Genomic DNA, 20,453 nt, shown 5'->3' with positions numbered 1-20,453 from the left:
ATTCCGTGATGACCGACGCCGCGCTGCAGCGCTTCTTCAATGCCCCGCTCGCCGAAACCGATCCCGAACTTGCCGCCGCCATCGGCCGCGAGCTGCACCGCCAGCAGGACGGCATCGAGCTGATCGCCAGCGAGAACATCGTCTCCCGCGCCGTACTGGAAGCGCAGGGCTCCGTACTCACCAATAAGTACGCGGAAGGCTATCCGGGCCGGCGCTACTACGGCGGCTGCGTCGAGGTGGACGTCGCCGAGCAGCTCGCCATTGACCGCGCGAAACGCCTGTTCGGCGCCGAGTTCGCCAATGTGCAGCCGCATTCCGGCGCGCAGGCGAACCAGACGGTGTTCCTGGCCCTGGTGCAGCCCGGCGACACCATCCTGGGCATGAGCCTCGCCGCCGGCGGGCACCTGACCCATGGCGCCGCGCCGAACCTGTCGGGCAAGTGGTTCCGCGCCATCCAGTACGGCGTGCGCCGCGAGGACGGCCTGATCGACTATGACGAGGTCGAGCGCCTCGCCCGCACCGAGAAGCCGAAGCTGATCATCGCCGGCGGCTCCGCCTATCCGCGGGTGATCGACTTCGCCCGCTTCCGCCGCATTGCCGACGAGGTCGGTGCCTATTTCATGGTGGACATGGCGCATTTCGCCGGTCTGGTGGCCGCCGGGGTGCACCCGAGCCCGCTGCCGCATGCGCACGTGGTCACCACCACCACCCACAAGACCCTGCGCGGCCCGCGCGGCGGCATGGTGCTGACCAACGACCTGGAACTCGGCAAGAAGATCAATTCCGCCCTGTTCCCCGGCCTGCAGGGCGGCCCGCTGATGCACGTGATCGCCGCCAAGGCCGCCGCCTTCGGCGAGGCGCTGACCGAGGAATTCCGCGCCTACCAGCGCGCCGTCGCGGCCAATGCCAAGGCGCTGGCGGCGACTCTGGTGGACCAGGGGCTGGCCATCGTCACCGGCGGCACCGACACCCACCTGATGCTGGTCGACCTGCGGCCCAAGAACGTCACCGGCAAGGCGGCGGAGGCAAGCCTCGACCGCGCCCACATCACCGCCAACAAGAACGCCATCCCGTTCGATCCGCAGAAGCCGGCGATCACCTCCGGCCTGCGCCTCGGCACCCCCGCCGCCACCACCCGCGGCTTCGGCGTCGCCGAGTTCCAGGAAATCGGGCGCTGCATCGGCGAGGTGCTGGACGGGCTGTCGAAGTCCAATGACGGCAGCAACGCCGCGGCCGAGCAGGCGGTGGGAGAGCGGATCCTTGCACTCTGCAAGCGATTCCCGATCTACACCCGGTAACGCGAGTGCCGGCCCTCTCTCATCCGGCGCGCGGCCTTCCGTCCCCGCTCGAGGCGAGCCGCGCGGCGGGCCGGGGAGGGGGCCGCGCGAGGATGAGGGCCCGTCCGGGGGCGGTACGGTAAAGGCCCGTTTCATGCACTGCCCCTTCTGCGGCCACGACGACACCCAGGTGAAGGACAGCCGCCCGACCGATGACGGGTCGGCGATCCGCCGCCGCCGCTTCTGCACCGCCTGCAGCCAGCGCTTCACCACCATCGAGCGGGTGCAGTTGCGCGAGCTGACGGTGATCAAGACCGACGGGCGCCGCGTGCCGTTCGACCGCGACAAGCTCGCCCGCTCGGTGCGCATCGCGCTGCGCAAGCGCCCGGTGCAGGAGGAGCGGATCGAGCGGATCGTCAACGGCATCGTCCGCCAGCTGGAGGCATCCGGCGACAGCGACATCACCAGCAAGCAGATCGGTGAGCTGGTGATGGAGACGCTGAAGGAGGTCGATCCGGTTGCCTATGTCCGTTTCGCCTCGGTCTATCGTAATTTCCGGGAGGCCAAGGATTTCGAGACCTTCCTGGGGGAGCTGGGCGCGCCCACATAGCCGGACGGATGGATGATCTTTCACATATGCGGGCGGCCCTGGCGCTCGCGCGGCGGGGCCTGGGGGCCGTCTGGCCGAATCCGGCGGTTGGTTGCGTCATCGTACGTGACGGCCGGGTGGTCGGTCGCGCCCTGACCGCCCCGGGCGGGCGCCCGCATGCCGAGCCGCAGGCACTGGCCATGGCCGGCGAGGCCGCGCGCGGCGCCACCGCCTACGTGACGCTGGAACCCTGCTGCCATCACGGCCGCACCCCGCCCTGCACCGACGCCCTGATCGCCGCCGGCATCGCCCGGGTGGTGATCGCCGCGCGCGACTGCGACCCGCGGGTGGACGGTGGCGGCATCGCCCGGCTGCGCGCCGCCGGCATCGTGGTCGAGGAAGGGCTGCTGGCCGCCGAGGCCGAGGAGATCAATGCCGGCTTCTTCTCCCGCCTGCGCCTGGGCCGGCCGCTGGTCACGCTCAAGCTGGCCTCCACCCTCGACGGCCGCATCGCCACCCGCACCGGGGAAAGCCGCTGGATCACCGGCGAGCCGGCGCGCCGCCTGGTGCACGGGCTGCGCGGGCGGCACGACGCGGTGATGGTGGGGGTCGGCACGGTGCTGGCCGACGACCCGGACCTGACCTGCCGCCTGCCCGGCTACCGGCCGGGCAATCCGGTGCGCGTGGTGGCCGACACGCATCTGCGCACCCGCCTGACCTCACGGCTGGTGGCGACGGCGGCGCATGCCCCGACCTGGCTGCTGTGCTGCGCCGGCGCCGATTCCGCGCGGCGGGTCGCGCTGGAGGAAGCCGGGGCGGCGGTGCTGTCGGTGCCGGCCGGGTCACCGGGCATCGACCTGGCGGCCGGGTTGCGTATGCTGGCCGGGCGCGGGCTGACCCGCGTGCTGGTCGAGGGCGGCGCCAAGCTGGCCGCCGCCCTGCTGCGGGCCGATCTGGTGGACCGTATCGTCTGGTTCCATGCCCCCGCGGTCATGGGCGGCGACGGTTGGCCGGCCGCGGCCGCCTTCGGGGCCGGGCGGCTGGCCGAGATGCCGCGCTTCGTTCGTACCTCGGTCACCCCGGTGGGCGAGGACATGCTGACCGAATTGAAAAGGGCTGCCTGACAATGTTCACCGGGATCGTCACCGGCATCGGAAGCGTTCGCGAGATCACGCCGATCGGGGCTGGCGCCGACATGCGGCTGGTCATCGCCGCCCCATGGGCCGACACGGCCGCGATCCCGACCGGCGCCTCGATCGCCTGCGCGGGATGCTGCCTGACCGCGATCGAGGTCGGACCGGACTGGTTCGCGGTCAACGCCTCGGCCGAGACGCTGTCGCGGACCACGCTCGGCACCTGGACCGTGGGCACGAAGATGAACCTCGAACGCCCGTTGCGCGTCGGCGACGAACTCGGCGGGCACATCGTCGCCGGCCACGTGGACGGGGTGGGCGAGGTGCTGGCGGTGGCGCCGGAGAACGGCTCGCATCGCTGGACCTTCCGCGTGCCCGAGCCGCTGGCCCGCTTCATCGCCCCCAAGGGCAGCGTCGCCATCGACGGCGTGTCGCTGACCGTCAACGAGGTGCAGGGCGCCACCTTCGGCGTCAACATCATTCCCCATACCGCCATCGCCACGACCTTCGGCGTCCGCCGGCCCGGCGAGGCGGTGAACATCGAAATCGACACGGTGGCGCGCTACGTCGCCCGTTTGCAGGAGTGGCGATGATGGATCACGTGCTGACCCGGTCGCTGTCGGACTATCTCAGCTCGGCCGAGGACCTGATCGAGGAGGCCCGCAACGGCCGCATGTTCATCCTGGTCGACGACGAGGACCGGGAGAATGAAGGCGACCTGATCATCCCGGCGCAGTTCGCTACCCCGGATGCGGTGAACTTCATGGCCCGCCATGCCCGCGGCCTGATCTGCCTGGCGCTGGCCGGCCAGCGCGTGGCCCAGCTCGGCCTGCCGCTGATGAGCCAGTCCAACGGCACCCGCCACCAGACCGCCTTCACCGTCTCGATCGAGGCGCGCGACGGCGTCACCACCGGCATCTCGGCGCATGACCGGGCGCATACCATCGCGGTGGCGATCAACCCGGAATGCGGCCCCTCCGACATCGTCACCCCCGGCCATGTCTTCCCGCTGATGGCGCGCGAGGGCGGCACGCTGGTGCGCGCGGGCCATACCGAGGCCGCGGTGGACATCGCCCGGCTGGCCGGGCTCAACCCGTCGGGCGTGATCTGCGAGATCATGAACGACGACGGCACCATGGCGCGGCTGCCCGACCTGGTGGCCTTCGCTCAGCACCACAACCTCAAGCTGGGCACCATCGCCGACCTGATCCACCACCGCCGCCGCACCGAGCGGCTGGTGCGGCTGGTCGACCAGGGCAGCATCACCCATGCGGTCGGCGGCGAGTGGAACCTGCATGTCTACGCCAACACCGTTGAATATGCGGAACACTTGGTGCTGACCAAGGGTGATCTCTCCGCGCCCGGTCCGGTGATGGTGCGCATGCACGGGGTGGACCTGCTGAACGACGTGCTGGGCGGCTCGTCGTGGAACGCCCTGCACGGGGCGATGAAGATGATCGCCGAGGCCGGGCGCGGCGCGGTGGTGCTGATCCGCGAGACCCGCCCGACCGCGCTGTCGGAGCGCGTGCGCGGCCTGGTCGGGGCGACGCGCCCGCAGAACGAATTGCGGGATTACGGCATCGGCGCGCAGATCCTGCTCGACCTGGGGATCAAGGACGTGGTTCTGCTGTCCAACACGCAGAAGAAGACCATCATCGGCATCGAAGGCTACGACCTCAGCATCGTCGAGCGCCGGCCGATCGAGGAGGCGTAACGCCGCCATGAGTACCGCCGACGCCAAGCTGCCCACCGCCCCCCGGATCGAGGGACGGAAGCCTCACCTGCTGGTGGTGCGGGCCCCCTATTATACCGACGTGGTCGACGGGCTGCGCGACGGGGCCACGCGCCTGCTGGCCGAGGCCGGTGCCGCCTTCGACGTGCTCGACGTGTCCGGCGCGCTGGAACTGTCCGGCGCGATCCGGCTCGCGGTCCGCGGCACAAGGCCGTTCGACGGCTACGTGGCGCTCGGCTGCGTGGTGCGCGGCGAGACCGACCATTACGATCATGTCTGCCGCGAGGCGATGTCCGGGCTGACGCAGGTGACGCTGCAGTTCGGCCTCTGCCTCGGCAACGGGCTGCTGACCGTGCACACCGTCGAGCAGGCGGTGGCACGCTCCCGTCTCGACGGACACAACAAAGGGGCCGAGGCGGCCGCAGCCGCCCTGGTGCAAATCCGCGCATCGCGCTGGTTGGGGGTGGTCTGAATGTCTGGTCCGCATAAGCAGGAGGCCGGGCGAAAGCCGCAGGGGCGGCCTCGCACCGGCTCGCGCATCGCCGCCGTGCAGGCGCTGTTCCAGGCCGAACAGGCGCAGGTCAGCCCCGAAACCGTGATCGACGAGTTCGTCCGCCATCGCCTCGGCGACCTGCCGGGGGCCGATGGTTTCGAGGACGGCCGCGTGCCGGTGGCGCACGTGCCGCTGTTCACCCAGATCGTGCGCATCGCCACCCGCCAGCAGGATACCATCGACCCGCTGCTGGCCGAGGCCCTGGCCGAGGATTGGCCGCTGGCGCGACTCGACCCGGTGCTGCGCGCATTGCTGCGCGCCGGGGCGGCCGAACTGTGCATGCCGGACGGGCCGCCGGCCCGTGTGGTGATCAACGAATACCTCGACGTGGCGCACGGGTTCTTCGACGGCGAGGAACCCCGCATGGCCAACGGCGTGCTCGACCGGCTGGCACGCCAACTGCGCCCGGCCGAGTTCGCGGCCGCGACGTAGCGCGGGGCGCTGCCCCGCCCCCGCCAGGAGGCTCCGCCTCCTGGACCTCCGGCAGGGGCCAGAGGCCCCTGCACCCCGGGTGTCTGGTTCCTGGGAGGGGGGCATCCTCGCCGGTGACGGGTCCGTGCCGGTTCGCCTCCCTCCCAGGAACCAGACATGGGATCCAAGGGCCTTCGGCCCTTGGCCAGGTCCAGGGGCGGAGCCCCTGGCAGGGCCGGGGCAGCGCCCCGGGCAGCGTTGGGGGCCAGCACGATGAGTGATCTTCCCGCCGAGTTCGCCCTGATCGCCCGCCATTTCCGTCCGCTTGCCGGCCCTGGCGCGCTCGATCTCGGCGACGATGCCGCCGTGGTCGCGCCGCCGCCCGGCCGGGAACTGGTCATTGCCGCCGATGCCATGGTCGCGGGCGTGCATTTCCTGCCCGATGATCCGCCGGACCTGATCGGGCGGAAGCTGCTGCGCACCAATCTTTCCGATCTCGCCGCGATGGGGGCCGAGCCGTTCGGCTACCTGATGACCGTTTCGGTGCCGCGCGGCACGCCGGATGGCTGGTTCGCCGGCTTTGCCGCCGGCCTTGACGCCGACCAGCGCGAATTCGGCATCGCCTTGCTGGGGGGGGACACCACCTCGACTCCCGGGCCGGTCAGCCTGTCGCTGACGGTGCTGGGCCATGTGGCGCCCGGTGCTGCCTTGCGGCGGGTGGGGGCGCAGCCCGGCCATGCGCTGTACGTTTCGGGCACGATCGGCGATGCCGCGCTCGGGCTGCTGGCCTTGCGCGGCGAGGTGGCGGATGCGGACGGGGTCCTGGCCGACCGGTATCGCCTGCCGCGGCCGCGCCTGGCCCTGGGGCGGCGCCTGCATGGGATCGCCGCCGCCTGCATGGACGTCTCCGACGGGCTGGTGCAGGACGCCGGGCATCTGTGCCGGGCCGGGGGCCTCGGCTGCACCATCCTGGCGGCGGAGCTGCCGTTATCGGCCGCGGCGCGGCGGGTCGGGCGGCTGGAAACCTGCCTGACCGGCGGCGACGACTATGAATTGCTGTTCGCGGTGCCGCCGGAGCGCGAGGCGGCGCTGGCCGATGCGCCGGTCACTCGCATCGGCCATTTCCATGCCGGTCCGGCCCGCGTCGCCGTGCTGGGTCCGGACGGCGCGCCGATGCCGCTTGCCGGCGGTGGCTGGAGCCATTTCGGCTGAGGGCGGCGGGGATCAGAAATTGCCCGGGTTGGTCGCCCCGCCCTGGCGGCTGCGGGAGGTGTCGGTCTGGGTCGGGCTGAACTTGCCGACGTTGCCGATCAACTGCTGCAGGAACGAGGCGTCGTTGCCCGGGGCCGGGGTGGCGCGGGAGACCACCGCGACCGGCACCGAATCGTCCTGGTTCTTGCGTTCGACGGTGCGCAGCACGCCGCTGCCGTCGAAGGTCAGCACCACCACCTGCTGGTCGAGCACGGTATTGGTGGCGGCGATCACCGGACGGGTCACCTCGCCGATATAGAGCCAGGTGTTGTCGTCGAAGGTGGCCTTGGCGGTCGGCGAGCCGATCAGTGCGATGACGTCGGCGCGGCTGGAGGTGCCGGGCACGAGTTGCGCCAGCAGGTCCGGGTCGACCTTGTTGCCGCGCACCTGCGGCGGGAAGGCCATCCAGGCCGGCAGGCTACACCCGCCGAGCGTCCCCAGGGCGAGCAGGGCGAGAAGCGAAGCGGCGGGCAGGCGGGCAGTCAGCGGGCGCAAACGGGTCGTCCTCCTGGGGGGGCGCCGGGACGCGCGCGGGGGGCGCGCATGGCGGTGGCGCGCGTCGACGCGTTGACCGCCGGCGCGGTCGCGCTAGGTGTATCGGGTGTCACGACGGCCCGGCCGTGTCAATGAAAGCCGATCGGGCGGATCCGGTCGGAGATGCCGGCCGGGGTGGGCAAGGATCGGAAAATGGGCGTGTTCGGCTTCTTCCGTCGCAACCGGTATGAGCAGCTCGGCTATGAACTTTATGGGGCGGCCGTGGCGGCGGCGCGCGACCCTTGGCTCTATGCCTCGCTGGGCGTGCCGGACACGCTGGACGGTCGCTTCGACCTGGTGGGGCTGCACACCTTCCTGGTGATCCGCCGCCTGCAGCGCGACCCCGCGCCCGGGCCGGCGTTGGCGCAGGCGGTGTTCGACGCCATGTTCACCGACATGGACGTGAATCTGCGCGAGATGGGCGTCGGCGACCTGTCCGTCGGCAAGAAGGTCAAGATCATGTGGGAGGCGTTCCATGGCCGGGCGCAGGCCTACGGGCGTGCGCTGGACCAGGAGGACGAGGCGGAGCTGGCCGCGGCGCTGGCCCGCAATGTCTGGCGCGGCCAGCCGGATGCGGGCGGCGCGGCGCGGCTTGCGGTGCTGGCGCGGGCGCAGGATCGCCATCTGGCCGGGCAGGACCTGACCGGGGGACGTGTCGCCTTCCTGCCGGCGGCCGAGGCGGCCGGGGCGGCGCCGGCATGACCGCTCCCGTGGAGTTGCATCGTCCGGTGGCGCTCGACCGCATTCCGGCCACCGGGCTGGACGTGACGATCGAAGCCAGCCCGGCCGAGTGCGAGGCGCTGGCCGGCCGCATGGCCATTCCCGGCGTCCGGTCCCTGGCCTGTCGCTTCAGCCTGCGGCCGGAGACGGCCGGCGTGGTGGTGGCGGAGGGGCAGTTGCGGGCGGAGGTGGTGCGCAGTTGCGTGGTCTCGCTCGAGGACTTCGCCATGGCGGTGGAGGAGCGGTTTCGCGTGCGCTTCGTCCCGGCGGGGCACGAGAGCGAGGACGACGACCCGGACGCCGACGACGAGATCCCTTACGAGGGCGGCGTGCTGGATATCGGCGAGGCGACGGCCGAGCAACTGGCGCTGGCGCTCGATCCCTATCCGCGCAAGCCGGACGCGGCTTTGCCCGAGTCCGCGGGAAATGTCCCGGAATCACCTTTTGCGGCACTGGCACGGCTGCAACGTCGGGGCTAGGATAGGTGACATGCGTGGCGCAGCTTGCAGGGGGCATTGCCCTCTGCTAGACGGCGCCCCTCGCGCTATTGCCATTTTGTGACTGCGTCTGTCCGGTGGCCTCGATCGCCGCGCCGGAGGATGGGTCACACAGACCGGAGGGCTTCGTCCCATGGCTGTTCCCAAGAGAAAGACCTCGCCCTCACGGCGGGGCATGCGTCGCAGCCATCACGCGCTGACGGCCGAGGCTCATGCCGAGTGCCCGAATTGCGGCGAGCTGAAGCGCCCGCATCATGTCTGCAGCCATTGCGGCCATTACGACGGTCGTGAGGTGGTGGCTGCCGGGAAGGCCCTGAAGGGGGCCGTCCGGGTCTGATCCGGCGCGGCCGCGGACGGATCCAGACAATGTCTGAGAAGTCTTCCTCTCGGCCGCTGGCCTGGTGGGCCCGGCCTTGAACCAGCCCAATCCTCCGGTTCCCTTCACCCTCGCGATCGATGCGATGGGAGGGGACCGCGCACCCGAGATCGTCGTGCACGGCATGGCGATCGCGGCGGAGCGTCATCCGTCGGCGCGCTTCCTGCTGGTCGGCGACGAGGCGAAGCTCGCCCCGCTGCTGAAGCAGCACAAGCGCGCGGCGAATGCCTGCACCGTGCTGCACACGCCCGATGCGATCGCGGGCGATCTCAAGCCCACCGCGGCCCTGCGCATGCGGCGCGCCTCCATGCGCATCGCCATCGATACCGTGGCGGCGGGCAATGCCGCGGGGGTCGTTTCGGCGGGCAATACCGGCGCGCTGATGGCGCTGGCCAAGATCGTCATCAAGACCATGCCGGGCATCGACCGCCCGGCCATGGCCGCCATCGCGCCCTCGGTGCGTGGCGACGTGGTCATGCTCGACCTTGGCGCCAACGTTGCCTGCGACACCCGCAACCTGGTGGAATTCGCGGTGATGGGCGACGTGTTCGCCCGTACCGTGCTCGGCCTGACCGCACCATCGATCGGGCTGCTGAATGTCGGCTCGGAGGAGCTGAAGGGCGACGACCGCATCCGCGCCGCCGCCGAGGTGTTGCGCGAGACGCATATCGGTCCCCAGTTCCACGGCTTCGTCGAAGGCCACGACATCACCGCGGGCACCACCGACGTGGTGGTGACCGACGGCTTCACCGGCAATGTCGCGCTGAAGACGCTCGAGGGCACGGCCAAGCTGGTGCTGCAGTTGCTGCGCCAGGCTTTCACCGCCTCGACGCAGGCCAAGCTCGGCTACCTGCTGGCGCGCGGTGAGCTCGATCGTCTGCGCGAGGTGGTGGACCCGCGGCGCTACAACGGCGCGGTGCTGCTCGGCCTCAACGGCGTGGTGGTGAAGTCGCACGGCGGCACCGACGCGCAGGGCTTCGCCCATGCGGTCGATGTGGGGATGGACATGGTGGTCCATCGCTTCAATGAACGGATCCGCGAAGGGCTGGGTCGCATCCCGGCGCAGCCGAAGCGGCAGAACGGCCAGTCCGCGCCGGGCGGGGTGGCGGGCATGGGAGCGAAGAATGGATCAGCTGGTGGAGACGACGGCGAGCGCCTCGCGGCAGCCCGCTGAGCCTGGACCCGCTCCGGCGCCTTCCGGCTGCATCCGCGCGATGCTGGCCGGCATCGGCGCCTATCTGCCCGAAACCGTGGTGACCAACGCGGATCTCGCCACCCGCGTCGACACCTCCGACGAATGGATTCGAGAGCGTTCCGGTATCCGGCAGCGCCACATCGCCCAACCCCACGAAACCTGCACTTACATGGCGGTCCGCGCCGCCCGGGCGGCGCTGGCTGATGCCGGCGAGACCCCTGACCAGGTGGACGTGATCATCGTCGCCACCGCGACCCCCGACCAGGCGTTCCCGGCGACGGCGGTGCGGGTACAGGGCGAACTGGGCGCGGGAGGTTTCGCCTTCGACATCTCGGCGGCCTGCAGCGGCTTCGTCTATGCCCTGTCGCTGGCGGATTCGCTGATCCGCAGCGGGCAGGCACAGAATGCGCTGGTGATCGGGGCGGAGGTCTTTTCGCGGCTGCTGAACTGGCAGGATCGCGGCACCTGCGTGCTGTTCGGCGACGGCGCCGGCGCGGTGTTCCTGCGCAGCGGCCGCGGCCGCGGCCATGGCACCGATCGCGGCATCCTCTCCACCCATCTGCACAGCGACGGGCGCCTGGGCGACCTCCTGTATGTCGATGGCGCGGTTGGCCGGCCGGACCGGCCGGGCCATCTGGTGATGAACGGGCGCGAGGTGTTCCGCCACGCCGTCACCCACCTGTCCGGAGCGGTGACCGAGGCGCTGGCGGCGAACGGCCTGACCGCCGCCGATGTCGACTGGCTGGTGCCGCATCAGGCCAATGCCCGCATCATCGACGGCGTCGGCCGCAAGCTCGGCCTGCCGGCCGAGCGCGTGGTGGTCACGGTGGACCGCCATGCCAATACCTCGGCGGCGTCGATCCCGCTCGCCCTGGCCGATGCCTATGCCGCCGGCCGCATCCGGCGGGGCGACCTGGTGCTGATGGAGGCGCTGGGCGGCGGCCTGACCTGGGGCTCGGCGCTGGTACGACTGTAGCCGAAAGGCGACGTTTCTGCGGGAAAGTGAAGCCGCCCCAAAGGCTTGATCCCCAAACTTTGTTGACGAGTTGCGCCGGTATTTCTAGCGTCCGCGCATGAACACAGTGACGCGCGCGCAACTCGCCGAAAGCATCTATACCCAGGTCGGCCTGTCCCGGAACGAATCCGCCGAGCTGCTGGAGACGGTGCTCGAGCGCATGGCGAGCGCCCTCGAAGGGGGCGAGTCGGTGAAGATCAGTGGCTTCGGTACGTTCTCGGTTCGCCAGAAGGGACGCCGCATCGGCCGCAATCCAAAGACGGGGGTGGAGGTGCCGATCCTGCCGCGCCGGGTGCTGGTGTTCCGTCCCAGCCAGGTGCTGAAGGCCCACGTCAATCACACGACGCCGCCCAGGCATGGCGGAGAGGACGAATGAGTGAGGCGTCCGACCCCGAGCCCGGCGCCTCCGTGACCGAGGAAGGCGGCGAGGGTGGGGCAGCGGACGGAGGTCGTCTGAAACCAAAGAAGGCTCCCAATGCCTTCCGGACCATCAGCGAAGTCGCCGACGAGCTTCATATTCCCCAGCACGTCCTGCGTTTCTGGGAAACCAAATTTCCGCAGGTGAAGCCGCTCAAGCGTGGCGGCGGGCGACGCTATTACCGCCCCGACGACATCGCGCTGCTGCGGCGTATTTCCGATCTTCTTTATATCCAGGGCTACACCATCAAGGGTGTGCAGCGGCTGTTGCGCGAGGGAGGGGGCAAGCTGTCCGACGACATTCCACCCGCCTCTCCTGACGAGCGGGCCGAGGCGGAATCCGAACGCGGCGTGGCCGTGCCCGCGGTCGAGGACGAGGAGACGCATCTCCACGCCTCCATGGCCGGTGCCCCCGCGCCAGGGGCGGCGGTGCGGCTGGCACGCCCGAAGGCAGAGGGTGAGGCGACCCGGCTGCGGGCCGTGCTGGCGGAGATCCTGGCCGAGTTGGAAGCGCTGCGCGCATTGCTGCCCTGAGCGGCGCGGCGCGATCGGCGGCGAGCGGCGTATTCCGCGCCGATTTCTCGCATGAATCCTTGCCAAGGTGCGTTGCGTCCGGCCCGGCGCGCTGCTACATGAAGCGCCCCTGCCGCAAGGCGTGTCGGAGCGTAGCGCAGCCTGGTAGCGCATCAGTCTGGGGGACTGGGGGTCGTGGGTTCGAATCCCGCCGCTCCGACCATTTTCCACCATCATCGGTGACAATCGTCGTCTGGCCCTCGCGGGAGGGCCAGGGGCCTTTGTGGCGTCTCCACATCTGCCATGCTGACAACGCTGCCGAGGGCCCGCCGGGCAGCGATGCTGCCGCCTGGGGTCCCCCGCAGCGGTGTTCCCAGCTCTGTGCAGCAACATCTTGCATCATTCTGTAAATCAAAGACGTATGTTTTTTAACAAAATCCCAGAAGAATATTTACGTTCTCAGTAGAAATCTACATTCACAGACAGGCATAATAGCATTTAATGCGAACCACATCAGAAAACACAGCTTTTTGTTGGTAAATTACCACCCGGTGCCGTGGCCTTGGGCTAGTCTCCGGCCGAATTGATGATCCTGGCGCCGCTTCCTGGCAGTTGCGAAGCGCGGGTTTCGTCCAATTCTTCTGAAACTGGCTCATCGACTGAGCGCATCGTGAGACTGAGCAAATGCAAACGACTGCTTCTCGTAGCGAGTTCATTGGCATGCCCCGCCGTCCCGACATGAGCCATACCTTGGCCGCCGAGGCGCACGAACACGCCGCGCGAGCCCATCGTCTTGCTGCGCAAAGCCATGAGCAGGGCAATTACGCGGCGGCGGTGGAGTTCGCCGGACAGGCGGCGCAGCAGGCACGCAGCGCCGAGGAGTTGTCCCGCAATGCCCATAACTGGACCTGCGAAACGCCCGAGGTCAGCCAATAGGACGGAGCAGGGGTATGCGCCAGTCAGCCCTGCAGGCCGGTCGCTGACCGCAGCATCCGGCGTGCCGGCAGGCGGTCGCCAGGGATGGCGGGGCGCAATCCCGGGATAAAGCAAAAGCGGGCCGCGCGCTCATCGCTGCGCGGCCCGCTCCGGTTTTTGTGGCCTGGTTTTTGGTGGCGCGGAGGCTGGGGGTCAGGCCGCGGCGGGCAGGGGCATCAGCTTCGCCAGGGCGGCGGCCTTGTCGATGCCATGCACGGCGGCGAGCTCGCTTGCCAGCCGGTCGAGCGCGAGTTCGTAGACGCGTCGTTCGCTGAAGCTCTGGTCGGATTCGCCGCCCTTGCGGGTGTCGCGGGCCACCTCGGCCAGGGCGATCGGGTCACCCGTGCCGATCTTGTCGGCGAAGTCCTTTGCCTTGCGGCTCCACATGCCGCGGATGATCTTCGGCTTGCCGGTCACGACGGCGATGGCCTGCTGCAGGGTCTCGCGACTCGCGAGCGCGCGCAGCCCGGATTTCGCCGCCTTCGTTACCGGGACACGCAGCGTCATCCGGCTCTCGTCGAAGGTGATATGGATCAGCTCGAGGCATTCGCCTGCGACTGTCTCGGTCGTGATGTCGCTGACGGTCCCGACGCCATGCGCCGGATAGACGACACGCTGTCCAGGAACGAAAGGCAGCCTGGCCTGATCCGGTCGAGCCGCCGCGACCGGCGCCGCATGGGAAACCGCCTCGGACTTCATCACCAGCCTCCATGCAATGACGACAACGCAGCGGGCCTGACACCGGTGCAGGGTTGCACGTCGGTCACGGTCCGCCGCGATTGGAAGAGGAAGCATGATACCTAAAACGCCGGCCCGGCAGATACAAGAAGAACCAACACGGCGCACGGCAGCTTTGCCGCCTCCGCCGAACCGGTGAGCACGATCGCAGGCGTTCAGGCCGGGGTCAGGGGGCCTCGACCAGTTTCAACCCGATGATGCCGGCGACGATCAGGCCGATGCAGGCCACTCGCAGCACGGTTGCCGCTTCCCCGAACAGCACCATGCCGAGCAGGGCGGTGCCGACCGTTCCCACGCCGGTCCAGACGGCATAGGCGGTGCCGAGCGGCAGGTTGCGCAGCGCCAGCCCGAGCAGCAGCAGGCTGGCGACCATCGCTCCCACGGTTCCGACCGAAGGCCAGAAGCGGGTGAAGCCCTGCGTGTATTTCAGGCCGACGGCCCAGCCGATTTCGAACAATCCGGCGATGATCAGATAGACCCAGGCCATATTTCCTTCCCACAGCAAGGTTGGCGGCGGTTCCCACAGGGGGAGCGGCGAGGCAAGGCCGGATTTGGCGCGCCGCAGGGGCGGTCGCTCTGCCGCGCCGTGGGGGCGTGCAGCCGCCGGTGGCTACAGGGACGCGCGAAGAACTCGCTTTTAAATCGAAGTACAGAGTATGTATATCTCGATTGAAGCGAGAATTTCGATGCATTTCCTTAAAATTTATGGGCGTGTTCTTGGTCTGCTGCGCGCCGATGCCGGGGTGGCTGCCGTGCTCGCCCTGGCCAATCTTGCCATTGCCGGGTTGCAGTTCCTCGATCCCCTCCTGTTCGGCCGGGTGATCGATCTGTTGTCGCGGTCCGCGACGCTGCCGGGCGAGGTGCTCTGGCACGATTCCACCCGGCTGCTGGGCACCTGGGCCGGACTCGGCCTGCTGGCCATTCTCACCAGCATCCTGGTGGCGCTGTTCGCGGACCGGCTGGCGCATCGTCGCCGCCTGGAGGTGATGAGCCGCCTGCACGCGCATGTACTGGCGCTGCCGCTGGCCTTTCACGGCGCGCGGCACACCGGCCAGATCCTGCGGGTGATGCTCGGCGGCGCCGACACCCTGTTCGGGTTGTGGCTCGGTTTCTTCCGCGAACAGCTCTCGGCCATCGTTGCCGCCCTGGTCCTGTTGCCGCTGACGCTGGCGATGAACTGGCGGCTTGGCCTGGTGCTGCTGGCGCTGGTGGTGGCGTTCTGCGCCATGACCTCCTTCGTGATCCGCCGCACCGAGGGGCGGCAGCGGCTGGCGGAGCGCTATCACAACGAACTGGCCGGCACGGTGCAGGATGGCCTGGCCAATGTGCCGGTGGTGCAGTCCTTCACCCAGATCGGCCAGGAGCGGCTGCGCTTCGGCGAGGCGGCGGCCCGGTTGGTCGCCAACCAGTTCCCGGTGCTCGGCTGGTGGGCGTTCGTGACCGTCATGGGGCGGGCGGCCAGCACGCTCGCGGTGCTGGCCATCATCGTGGTGGGCACGCTGCTGCATCTGCGCGGGCAGGCCGGCGTGGGGGAGATCGTCACCTTCATGGGGCTGGCGACCCTGCTGATCGGCCGGCTGGAATCGACCATGTGGTTCGTCGCGAAGCTGTTCTCGACCGTGCCGATGCTCGACGAGTTCTTCGGCATCCTCGACACGCCCAGCAGCGTCCCGGAACGGCCAGGCGCCCCCGCGCTCGTCGTTCCGGCCGGGGAGGTCCGCTTCGAGGCGGTCCGCTTCGCCTATCCGGGCGGCCCCGAGATCCTCCGGGGTATCGACCTGGTCGTCCATCCCGGGCAGTGCGTCGCCCTGGTCGGCCAGACCGGTGCGGGCAAGTCCACCGCCATGGCCCTGCTGCAGCGGCTATGGGACCCGACCGACGGGCGGGTGCTGATCGACGGCCAGGATATCCGCGGCGTGACCCTGGACAGCCTGCGCCGCGGCATCGGCGTCGTGTTCCAGGACAGCATGCTGTTCAACCGCTCGATTCGCGAGAACCTGCTGGTCGGCAGGCCCGATGCGACGCAGGCGGAGATCGAGCGGGCCTGCGGGCTGGCCGAGGCGCATGATTTCATTCTGCGCCAGCCCGAGGGCTACGACACGATGGTGGGCGAGCGCGGCGCCACGCTCTCGGGCGGGCAGAAGCAGCGCCTGGCCATCGCGCGTGCCCTGCTGAAGGCGCCGCCCATCCTGATCCTGGACGAGGCGACCAGTGCCCTGGATGCGGCGACCGAGGCGCGGGTCGCGCAGGGATTGCGCGCCCTGATGGCCGGCCGGACCACCTTCGTCATCGCCCACCGGCTCTCGACCGTGCGCGAGGCCGACGAAATCCTGGTGTTCGAGGGGGGTGGCATCGTCGAGCGCGGTCGTTTCGAAGACCTGGTCGCCGCGGGGGGGCGTTTCGCGGCGCTGGTCGCGACCCAGCTCGGGGTCGTGCCGCCGGCCGGGCTGGCCGAGGCGGCGGATTGACCGGGGCCGGGGCGGCGAGGACGGAAGGCGGTTGGTGAAACCGGCAGGCCCTGCGGGCTGCCGATATCAATCCAGCGTCCAGGATGCCACGCCCCGCCAGCAATGCGGATCCACGGGGGCCGGGAAGTGCAGCACTTCGCACCATTCCTTGTCCCGCGGCAGGCTGGTCATGCGGGCCGCGAACCAGCGTCCCGCGCCTTCGGTCGCCATCGTGCCCAGGCCCGCGACGATCGTCACCGGAATCCGGCCCAGGAAATGCAGGTGGGCGATCAGGCCGTAGTCGCCGCCGTCACGATAGGAGTCCGCGCCGCTTCGCTGCGGGTCGGGGATGGCGAAACGGTTGCCGGAAGGATCGCGGATCGCCAGTTCCCATCCCGAGCCGATATCGAGGATGCCGCGCTGGCCGCGCATTTCCAGCAGCTTGCCCGTCGCGGTGTTGGAACGTCCGCCGAAGACGAACCCTTCGGTGATCTCGCCCGAATGCAGTGCCGCGATGAAGTAATCAGGCGTCTTGATTTCGCTGTCATGACCAAGTTTATCCATGACCGCGAAGGCAGAACGAAGTTCCCGAAGGCCAAGACCCCCCATGTAGGGGAGACAAAATACAGCACCCATGTCCGAAATACCCTCCGCTACGCGCGGGACATTAAGCGCACGCCAATGTGATGTCACGGAAAATTGAACGATGACTTGGGTAATTCTTAGAATAATTAGAATCTTACTTTCAATTGCGTAATCGCGCGGTGGGCGTGTTGTCCCACCGAATGTCCCGTGGCCCGGCGCCAGGGACGTCGACGGCTTCCGCACTTCCCGGATCGGATCTCAATACCACATTCGTGTTGTCGGCCGGGGGACCGCGGCGCCGTCCTGCACGTTGATTGCAGATGAAAATCCCCGTGCGACCCGAGTCTGGTCGTGACGGAAACCCAACGGATGCAGGATGCCCAGGAACCGGCTTTCGGCGACCGACCACGCGTTGATCGACAGGGCTGCCCGGGCCTTGCTCGCCGAGATCGTCAGGCGTCGGATCGGCCTGTTCCGTCAGGCCGTGTCCCCGCCTGTCCGGGGCGAGCCGCGGCGGCCTGGGATTCCAGTCCTCGCAGCCATGACGCGAGCAGGCAGCATATTGTTCCGGGGGCCTGCGGATCGAGCTTGTCGGCCACGGCGCCGGGGTCGAGCTGCCCCCGCTCGTGGAGATGCTGGATGACCGCGAGCAGGGCGTGCGACATGCCTTCCAGCTCCTCCAGCACGGCGTGGAGTGTCGCGTTCGGCATCGTCTGATTCGGGTCCATCACGGCCTCCGATCACGGGTCCTGGTACGATGGTGGCGTGATGGATCGCCACAGGCAACCAAATCCGGGACGTGACGGTCCCGCGGCGCCGTGCGCCCATCAGCCCGGTTCAGGGCGTGTTGAATACTGTCCTAATCATGCATGATCCCGCGATTGCCATGACCGGCATACGGGCAAGGCGCGCTTGCATGTGTTACATATTGGGGTTGTTGTAATGGTGAGCGGGTGAAAATTTTGGTTGCCCGTTCAATTCATCAGTCGCATTCCGGTTCGATATGCGGCACGATGCATTCTTCGTTCGGAAAATAACACCATTTGGTCGGTCTTGCCGACGCATGGAAACGAAATAGGGCGCAGGTGAGGGTCATCGACGAGGCGGTGCCGTTCCGCCGCGTACTCGCGGCCGCTCTGCTCGCCCTGACGGTGATGGCTGGCGCAACCGCGGAATATCTCGGGGCGCGTGCCATTGCCGCACGCGCGGCGGAAACGATGGCGCTCGCCAATGCCGCAGTCGTTGCGCCGGCGCGGGAAGTCCAGCGCCTGCTTGATACCGTTCGCTGGGTGCAGGATCTGCTCCGCCTGCGCGCCGATCTGCGCGCCGCCGGTGATGTCGCCGCGGCCGTGCGGCTCGAGGAGGAGCTGCGCCGGGCCAACCAGTCCAATCTGATGGGCATCGCGCGCATCGCCGTTGCCACCGAGGCAGGGCATATCGCCTGGGCGTCCTTCCCCGAGGTCTGTGAGGAAATGGGGGGCGCTTCCTATTTCCAGGCGTTGCGGCACGGCGGATCGGGCCAGGTCATCGCCGGGCCGGTGCCCGGTCCCTGTTCCGGCCAGCTCGTGATCATCTTCGCCCGTTCGCTGCGCCACGCCGATGGCAGCTTCGCCGGTGTGGCAATGGTTTCGATTCCGGCATTGACCCTGTCGGGCCTGCTCGGGCAGCCGGAGGGCAAGGTCGCTGTCAATCTCTACCGGCTTTCCGACGGCCGCCTGCTGGCCCGCAGCAAGGAGCCGGAAGAGGTGCTGCAGCGCGGGCTGCTCATGGCCCCGGCCCATCTGGAGTCGGCCCGCCGTGATCCCGCCGCGCTGCCCCGCGGCCCGAACTCGATCGATGGCCGCGACACTTTCTTCGCACGCCGGGTCGTGGCGGAAGGCGGCCTGCTGGTGAGCGCCAACCTCGATGCCGAAAGCGAACTCCAGCCCGCCTGTCTGTTGCGCTGGCTGTTCCGCGCCATCGCCGGCTTCGTCGTGCTCACCTACATGGCCGGGGCCGGGGTGCTGCTGGTCATGGTCTCGCGTGCCCGCGTGGCCTCGGCGCAGCGCGAGCTGGAACGGCTGATCGCGGGGCTGCCGGCGGTGGTCTATCATGGCGCCATCGCCGGCGATGGCACTTACACCCGCCTCTACCTGTCGCGGAACACCATGCTTGCCATCGGCTGCACGCCCGCCGAGGTGGCAGCCCCGTCGGACTGGTTCGCGCGCATCCATCCGGGGGACCACGACACGGCGCGGGCGCTGCGCCGGCGCCTGCTGGAAACCGGCAATGCCACGGCCGACTACCGCTTCGCCCGCTCGGACGGGCGCCATGCCTGGCTGCGCGACAGTGCCCGGCTGGTGGTGCAGAATCCGGATGGCAGCGGCGAGATCATCGGCACCGTGATCGATGTCACCGAGGAACGGGATCTCGCGGCGCAGGCCGTCATGGCGGGCAAGCTCGCCAGCCTCGGCGAGCTTGCCACCGTGATCGGGCACGAGCTCAACCAGCCGCTGACGGCGATGCGGCTGCTGGCCGATGGCATCGGCATCAGCCTCAAGACCGGGGCGATCGAGCGCACCGGGCCGATGCTGACGGAACTGGTCGGGCAGGTGGCGCGGGCTGCCGAGATCGCCGGCGAGCTGCGCCGCTTCGGGCGCAAGGACGGCGATGAGGTGATGCCGGTGCCGCTCTCCGAGGTGGTGCGGGGGGTGATGGTCCTGGCCGAGGCGCCGTTGCGGGCGGCGCAGGTGGCGGTGGAGATCGACGTGCCCGCCGATCTGCCGCGGGCCCTGGGCCGGCGCACCCCGATCGAGCAGGTCCTGCTCAACCTGGTGGTGAATGCCTGCCATGCGCTGGAGGAAATGCCATCGGACCGGCGGCGGTTGAGCATCCAGGCCTCCGCCACCGCGACCGATATCGTGCTGGAAGTTTCGGATACCGGCCCCGGCATTCCGCCGGACCTGCTGGCCCGGGTGTTCGACCCGTTCTTCACCACCAAGCAGGAAGGCAGCGGCACCGGCCTTGGCCTGTCGATCTGCCGCACCATCCTGGGGGGGCTGGGCGGCCGGATCGAGGCCTCGAGCGATCCCGGCGGCAGCTGCTTCATCGTCACGCTGCGCCGGGCGCCCGAAGGTGGGTCAGCCTACAACCAATGGGCCGGCACCCAGCGCCATCCGCCGCTGTCGCTCGCCCAGTAGCCGTCCTGCCACTGGGTGCCGTGGCCGGCCCGCTTCACCCATTGCCCCGCCGTCCAGTTGTAGCCCGTTCCGGTCCACACCCAGTGCCCCGGCTGCCAGATCAGCGGTTCCTCGGAAACGGGGGGCTTCGGCACCACCTCGGGCGGAACGGCCGGCGGCGGCGGATAGGGGGGATTGTAGGCCACTTCCCGCGTGGCGCTCACGCAGCCCGCCAGCAGCAGCAGCATGCCGCCGGCCAGCAGCGGCCGGTGACGCCTGACCAGGGAAGCCAAACGCATCTGTGGTTACCTCCAATGCCATCATTGCGCGTGCGACG

23 protein-coding genes, 1 tRNA gene and 1 pseudogene are annotated in these 20,453 nt (G+C 69.2%); 19 read left to right on the top strand and 6 right to left on the bottom strand.

All coding sequences use genetic code 11. From position 1 onward, the window contains the following. Positions 1-8 precede the first annotated feature (8 nt). The 8 genes from glyA to thiL all read left to right on the top strand — a co-directional run bounded on the left by glyA (position 9) and on the right by thiL (position 6,907). Positions 9-1,298, top strand: coding sequence for a serine hydroxymethyltransferase (gene glyA / locus NBY65_RS03385; protein ID WP_150044845.1), 1,290 nt, complete (start codon positions 9-11; stop codon positions 1,296-1,298). A 133-nt stretch (positions 1,299-1,431) separates the two neighbouring features. Then, a complete protein-coding gene (gene nrdR / locus NBY65_RS03380) occupies positions 1,432-1,887 on the top strand; it encodes a transcriptional regulator NrdR (RefSeq protein WP_150044847.1) in 456 nt (151 codons plus the stop codon). An 8-nt stretch (positions 1,888-1,895) separates the two neighbouring features. Continuing rightward, on the top strand, positions 1,896-2,990 hold the full coding sequence (gene ribD / locus NBY65_RS03375; RefSeq protein WP_150044849.1) for a bifunctional diaminohydroxyphosphoribosylaminopyrimidine deaminase/5-amino-6-(5-phosphoribosylamino)uracil reductase RibD: 1,095 nt from the start codon (positions 1,896-1,898) through the stop codon (positions 2,988-2,990). 2 nt (positions 2,991-2,992) lie between these two features. Next, the gene (locus tag NBY65_RS03370; RefSeq protein ID WP_150044851.1) at positions 2,993-3,592 is read left to right on the top strand and encodes a riboflavin synthase; all 600 of its coding nucleotides are present in this window, start codon (positions 2,993-2,995) and stop codon (positions 3,590-3,592) included. Beyond that, entirely contained in the window at positions 3,592-4,713 is a 1,122-nt protein-coding gene (gene ribB / locus NBY65_RS03365) for a 3,4-dihydroxy-2-butanone-4-phosphate synthase (protein ID WP_150044865.1), read from the top strand. The genes NBY65_RS03370 and ribB overlap by 1 nt, the downstream gene beginning before the upstream one ends. Before the next feature lie 7 nt (positions 4,714-4,720). Next, positions 4,721-5,203 carry a 6,7-dimethyl-8-ribityllumazine synthase gene (ribH, locus tag NBY65_RS03360; protein ID WP_150044853.1) on the top strand — a complete coding sequence of 161 codons (483 nt, stop codon included), beginning with the start codon at positions 4,721-4,723 and terminating at the stop codon, positions 5,201-5,203. Beyond that, complete coding sequence (nusB, locus tag NBY65_RS03355) at positions 5,204-5,716, top strand: transcription antitermination factor NusB (RefSeq protein WP_150044855.1); 513 nt, start codon at positions 5,204-5,206, stop codon at positions 5,714-5,716. A gap of 252 nt (positions 5,717-5,968) precedes the next feature. Then, positions 5,969-6,907 (top strand): thiamine-phosphate kinase, encoded by a 939-nt coding sequence (gene thiL, locus NBY65_RS03350; protein ID WP_150045320.1) that lies wholly within the window; start codon positions 5,969-5,971, stop codon positions 6,905-6,907. 12 nt (positions 6,908-6,919) lie between these two features. On the opposite strand, the gene NBY65_RS03345 is transcribed toward thiL, so the two are convergent. After that, positions 6,920-7,441, bottom strand: a complete 522-nt coding sequence (locus tag NBY65_RS03345) for an outer membrane protein assembly factor BamE (protein WP_239003200.1) — start codon at positions 7,439-7,441, stop codon at positions 6,920-6,922. Between the two features lie 162 nt (positions 7,442-7,603). On the opposite strand from NBY65_RS03345, the gene NBY65_RS03340 reads away from it, so the two are divergent. The 9 genes and pseudogenes from NBY65_RS03340 (at position 7,604) to NBY65_RS03300 (ending at position 13,149) form a co-directional block, all read left to right on the top strand. Then, entirely contained in the window at positions 7,604-8,182 is a 579-nt protein-coding gene (locus NBY65_RS03340; RefSeq protein ID WP_239003208.1) for a ubiquinol-cytochrome C chaperone family protein, read from the top strand. Further along, positions 8,179-8,679: a YceD family protein gene (locus NBY65_RS03335; RefSeq protein ID WP_150045321.1), complete on the top strand. Its 501-nt coding sequence runs from the start codon at positions 8,179-8,181 to the stop codon at positions 8,677-8,679. The genes NBY65_RS03340 and NBY65_RS03335 overlap by 4 nt, the downstream gene beginning before the upstream one ends. A 151-nt stretch (positions 8,680-8,830) precedes the next feature. Then, positions 8,831-9,034 (top strand): 50S ribosomal protein L32, encoded by a 204-nt coding sequence (gene rpmF / locus NBY65_RS03330; RefSeq protein ID WP_150045322.1) that lies wholly within the window; start codon positions 8,831-8,833, stop codon positions 9,032-9,034. Between the two features lie 124 nt (positions 9,035-9,158). Then, complete coding sequence (gene plsX / locus NBY65_RS03325) at positions 9,159-10,247, top strand: phosphate acyltransferase PlsX (protein ID WP_150045341.1); 1,089 nt, start codon at positions 9,159-9,161, stop codon at positions 10,245-10,247. Between the two features lie 40 nt (positions 10,248-10,287). Then, positions 10,288-11,244 (top strand): beta-ketoacyl-ACP synthase III, encoded by a 957-nt coding sequence (locus tag NBY65_RS03320; protein ID WP_275266340.1) that lies wholly within the window; start codon positions 10,288-10,290, stop codon positions 11,242-11,244. Between the two features lie 97 nt (positions 11,245-11,341). Then, positions 11,342-11,659: an integration host factor subunit alpha gene (locus tag NBY65_RS03315; protein WP_150045324.1), complete on the top strand. Its 318-nt coding sequence runs from the start codon at positions 11,342-11,344 to the stop codon at positions 11,657-11,659. 77 nt (positions 11,660-11,736) lie between these two features. Continuing rightward, a pseudogene (locus tag NBY65_RS34260) lies at positions 11,737-11,983 on the top strand (MerR family transcriptional regulator); the annotation flags it as partial. A gap of 376 nt (positions 11,984-12,359) precedes the next feature. Continuing rightward, positions 12,360-12,436: transfer RNA gene (locus NBY65_RS03305), tRNA-Pro, on the top strand. Positions 12,437-12,897: 461 nt separating this feature from the next. Next, on the top strand, positions 12,898-13,149 hold the full coding sequence (locus NBY65_RS03300; RefSeq protein ID WP_250265627.1) for a hypothetical protein: 252 nt from the start codon (positions 12,898-12,900) through the stop codon (positions 13,147-13,149). Positions 13,150-13,341: 192 nt separating this feature from the next. Here NBY65_RS03300 and NBY65_RS03295 read toward each other — a convergent pair whose 3' ends face one another. Next, positions 13,342-13,887: a CarD family transcriptional regulator gene (locus NBY65_RS03295; protein ID WP_150045327.1), complete on the bottom strand. Its 546-nt coding sequence runs from the start codon at positions 13,885-13,887 to the stop codon at positions 13,342-13,344. 205 nt (positions 13,888-14,092) lie between these two features. After that, the gene (gene sugE / locus NBY65_RS03290) at positions 14,093-14,413 is read right to left on the bottom strand and encodes a quaternary ammonium compound efflux SMR transporter SugE (protein WP_150045328.1); all 321 of its coding nucleotides are present in this window, start codon (positions 14,411-14,413) and stop codon (positions 14,093-14,095) included. 199 nt (positions 14,414-14,612) lie between these two features. On the opposite strand from sugE, the gene NBY65_RS03285 reads away from it, so the two are divergent. Beyond that, positions 14,613-16,394: a glucan ABC transporter ATP-binding protein/ permease gene (locus tag NBY65_RS03285; RefSeq protein WP_150045329.1), complete on the top strand. Its 1,782-nt coding sequence runs from the start codon at positions 14,613-14,615 to the stop codon at positions 16,392-16,394. Positions 16,395-16,460: 66 nt separating this feature from the next. On the opposite strand, the gene NBY65_RS03280 is transcribed toward NBY65_RS03285, so the two are convergent. Continuing rightward, on the bottom strand, positions 16,461-16,937 hold the full coding sequence (locus NBY65_RS03280) for a hypothetical protein (protein WP_150045330.1): 477 nt from the start codon (positions 16,935-16,937) through the stop codon (positions 16,461-16,463). Between the two features lie 473 nt (positions 16,938-17,410). Then, the gene (locus tag NBY65_RS03275; RefSeq protein WP_150045331.1) at positions 17,411-17,686 is read right to left on the bottom strand and encodes a hypothetical protein; all 276 of its coding nucleotides are present in this window, start codon (positions 17,684-17,686) and stop codon (positions 17,411-17,413) included. 357 nt (positions 17,687-18,043) lie between these two features. Here NBY65_RS03275 and NBY65_RS03270 point away from each other — a divergent pair, with 357 nt between their 5' ends. Beyond that, on the top strand, positions 18,044-20,137 hold the full coding sequence (locus NBY65_RS03270; RefSeq protein WP_150045332.1) for an ATP-binding protein: 2,094 nt from the start codon (positions 18,044-18,046) through the stop codon (positions 20,135-20,137). On the opposite strand, the gene NBY65_RS03265 is transcribed toward NBY65_RS03270, so the two are convergent. Next, positions 20,083-20,415: a YXWGXW repeat-containing protein gene (locus NBY65_RS03265; RefSeq protein ID WP_150045342.1), complete on the bottom strand. Its 333-nt coding sequence runs from the start codon at positions 20,413-20,415 to the stop codon at positions 20,083-20,085. The genes NBY65_RS03270 and NBY65_RS03265 overlap by 55 nt on opposite strands. Positions 20,416-20,453: the final 38 nt, after the last annotated feature.

Origin of the sequence: Rhodovastum atsumiense, from assembly GCF_937425535.1 — a bacterium.
Classification (GTDB): domain Bacteria; phylum Pseudomonadota; class Alphaproteobacteria; order Acetobacterales; family Acetobacteraceae; genus Rhodovastum; species Rhodovastum atsumiense.
Note: the sequence above shows the minus strand (reverse complement) of the source record. Positions and strands in the feature narration are given on the sequence as shown.

Bases quoted from the DNA above. Each gene is read 5' to 3' on its own strand.
- nrdR (WP_150044847.1), top strand. From the start codon at position 1,432: ATGCACTGCCCCTTCTGCGGCCACGACGACACCCAGGTGAAGGACAGC.
- ribH (WP_150044853.1), top strand. From the start codon at position 4,721: ATGAGTACCGCCGACGCCAAGCTGCCCACCGCCCCCCGGATCGAGGGA.
- NBY65_RS03370 (WP_150044851.1), top strand. From the start codon at position 2,993: ATGTTCACCGGGATCGTCACCGGCATCGGAAGCGTTCGCGAGATCACG.
- NBY65_RS03285 (WP_150045329.1), top strand. From the start codon at position 14,613: ATGCATTTCCTTAAAATTTATGGGCGTGTTCTTGGTCTGCTGCGCGCC.
- NBY65_RS03275 (WP_150045331.1), bottom strand. From the start codon at position 17,686: ATGGACCCGAATCAGACGATGCCGAACGCGACACTCCACGCCGTGCTG.
- NBY65_RS03320 (WP_275266340.1), top strand. From the start codon at position 10,288: ATGCTGGCCGGCATCGGCGCCTATCTGCCCGAAACCGTGGTGACCAAC.
- NBY65_RS03295 (WP_150045327.1), bottom strand. From the start codon at position 13,887: ATGAAGTCCGAGGCGGTTTCCCATGCGGCGCCGGTCGCGGCGGCTCGA.
- NBY65_RS03265 (WP_150045342.1), bottom strand. From the start codon at position 20,415: ATGCGTTTGGCTTCCCTGGTCAGGCGTCACCGGCCGCTGCTGGCCGGC.
- NBY65_RS03340 (WP_239003208.1), top strand. From the start codon at position 7,604: ATGCCGGCCGGGGTGGGCAAGGATCGGAAAATGGGCGTGTTCGGCTTC.
- rpmF (WP_150045322.1), top strand. From the start codon at position 8,831: ATGGCTGTTCCCAAGAGAAAGACCTCGCCCTCACGGCGGGGCATGCGT.
- ribD (WP_150044849.1), top strand. From the start codon at position 1,896: ATGGATGATCTTTCACATATGCGGGCGGCCCTGGCGCTCGCGCGGCGG.
- glyA (WP_150044845.1), top strand. From the start codon at position 9: ATGACCGACGCCGCGCTGCAGCGCTTCTTCAATGCCCCGCTCGCCGAA.
- sugE (WP_150045328.1), bottom strand. From the start codon at position 14,413: ATGGCCTGGGTCTATCTGATCATCGCCGGATTGTTCGAAATCGGCTGG.
- NBY65_RS03315 (WP_150045324.1), top strand. From the start codon at position 11,342: ATGAACACAGTGACGCGCGCGCAACTCGCCGAAAGCATCTATACCCAG.
- NBY65_RS03280 (WP_150045330.1), bottom strand. From the start codon at position 16,937: ATGGATAAACTTGGTCATGACAGCGAAATCAAGACGCCTGATTACTTC.
- NBY65_RS03300 (WP_250265627.1), top strand. From the start codon at position 12,898: ATGCAAACGACTGCTTCTCGTAGCGAGTTCATTGGCATGCCCCGCCGT.
- thiL (WP_150045320.1), top strand. From the start codon at position 5,969: ATGAGTGATCTTCCCGCCGAGTTCGCCCTGATCGCCCGCCATTTCCGT.
- nusB (WP_150044855.1), top strand. From the start codon at position 5,204: ATGTCTGGTCCGCATAAGCAGGAGGCCGGGCGAAAGCCGCAGGGGCGG.
- plsX (WP_150045341.1), top strand. From the start codon at position 9,159: ATGGGAGGGGACCGCGCACCCGAGATCGTCGTGCACGGCATGGCGATC.
- NBY65_RS03335 (WP_150045321.1), top strand. From the start codon at position 8,179: ATGACCGCTCCCGTGGAGTTGCATCGTCCGGTGGCGCTCGACCGCATT.
- ribB (WP_150044865.1), top strand. From the start codon at position 3,592: ATGGATCACGTGCTGACCCGGTCGCTGTCGGACTATCTCAGCTCGGCC.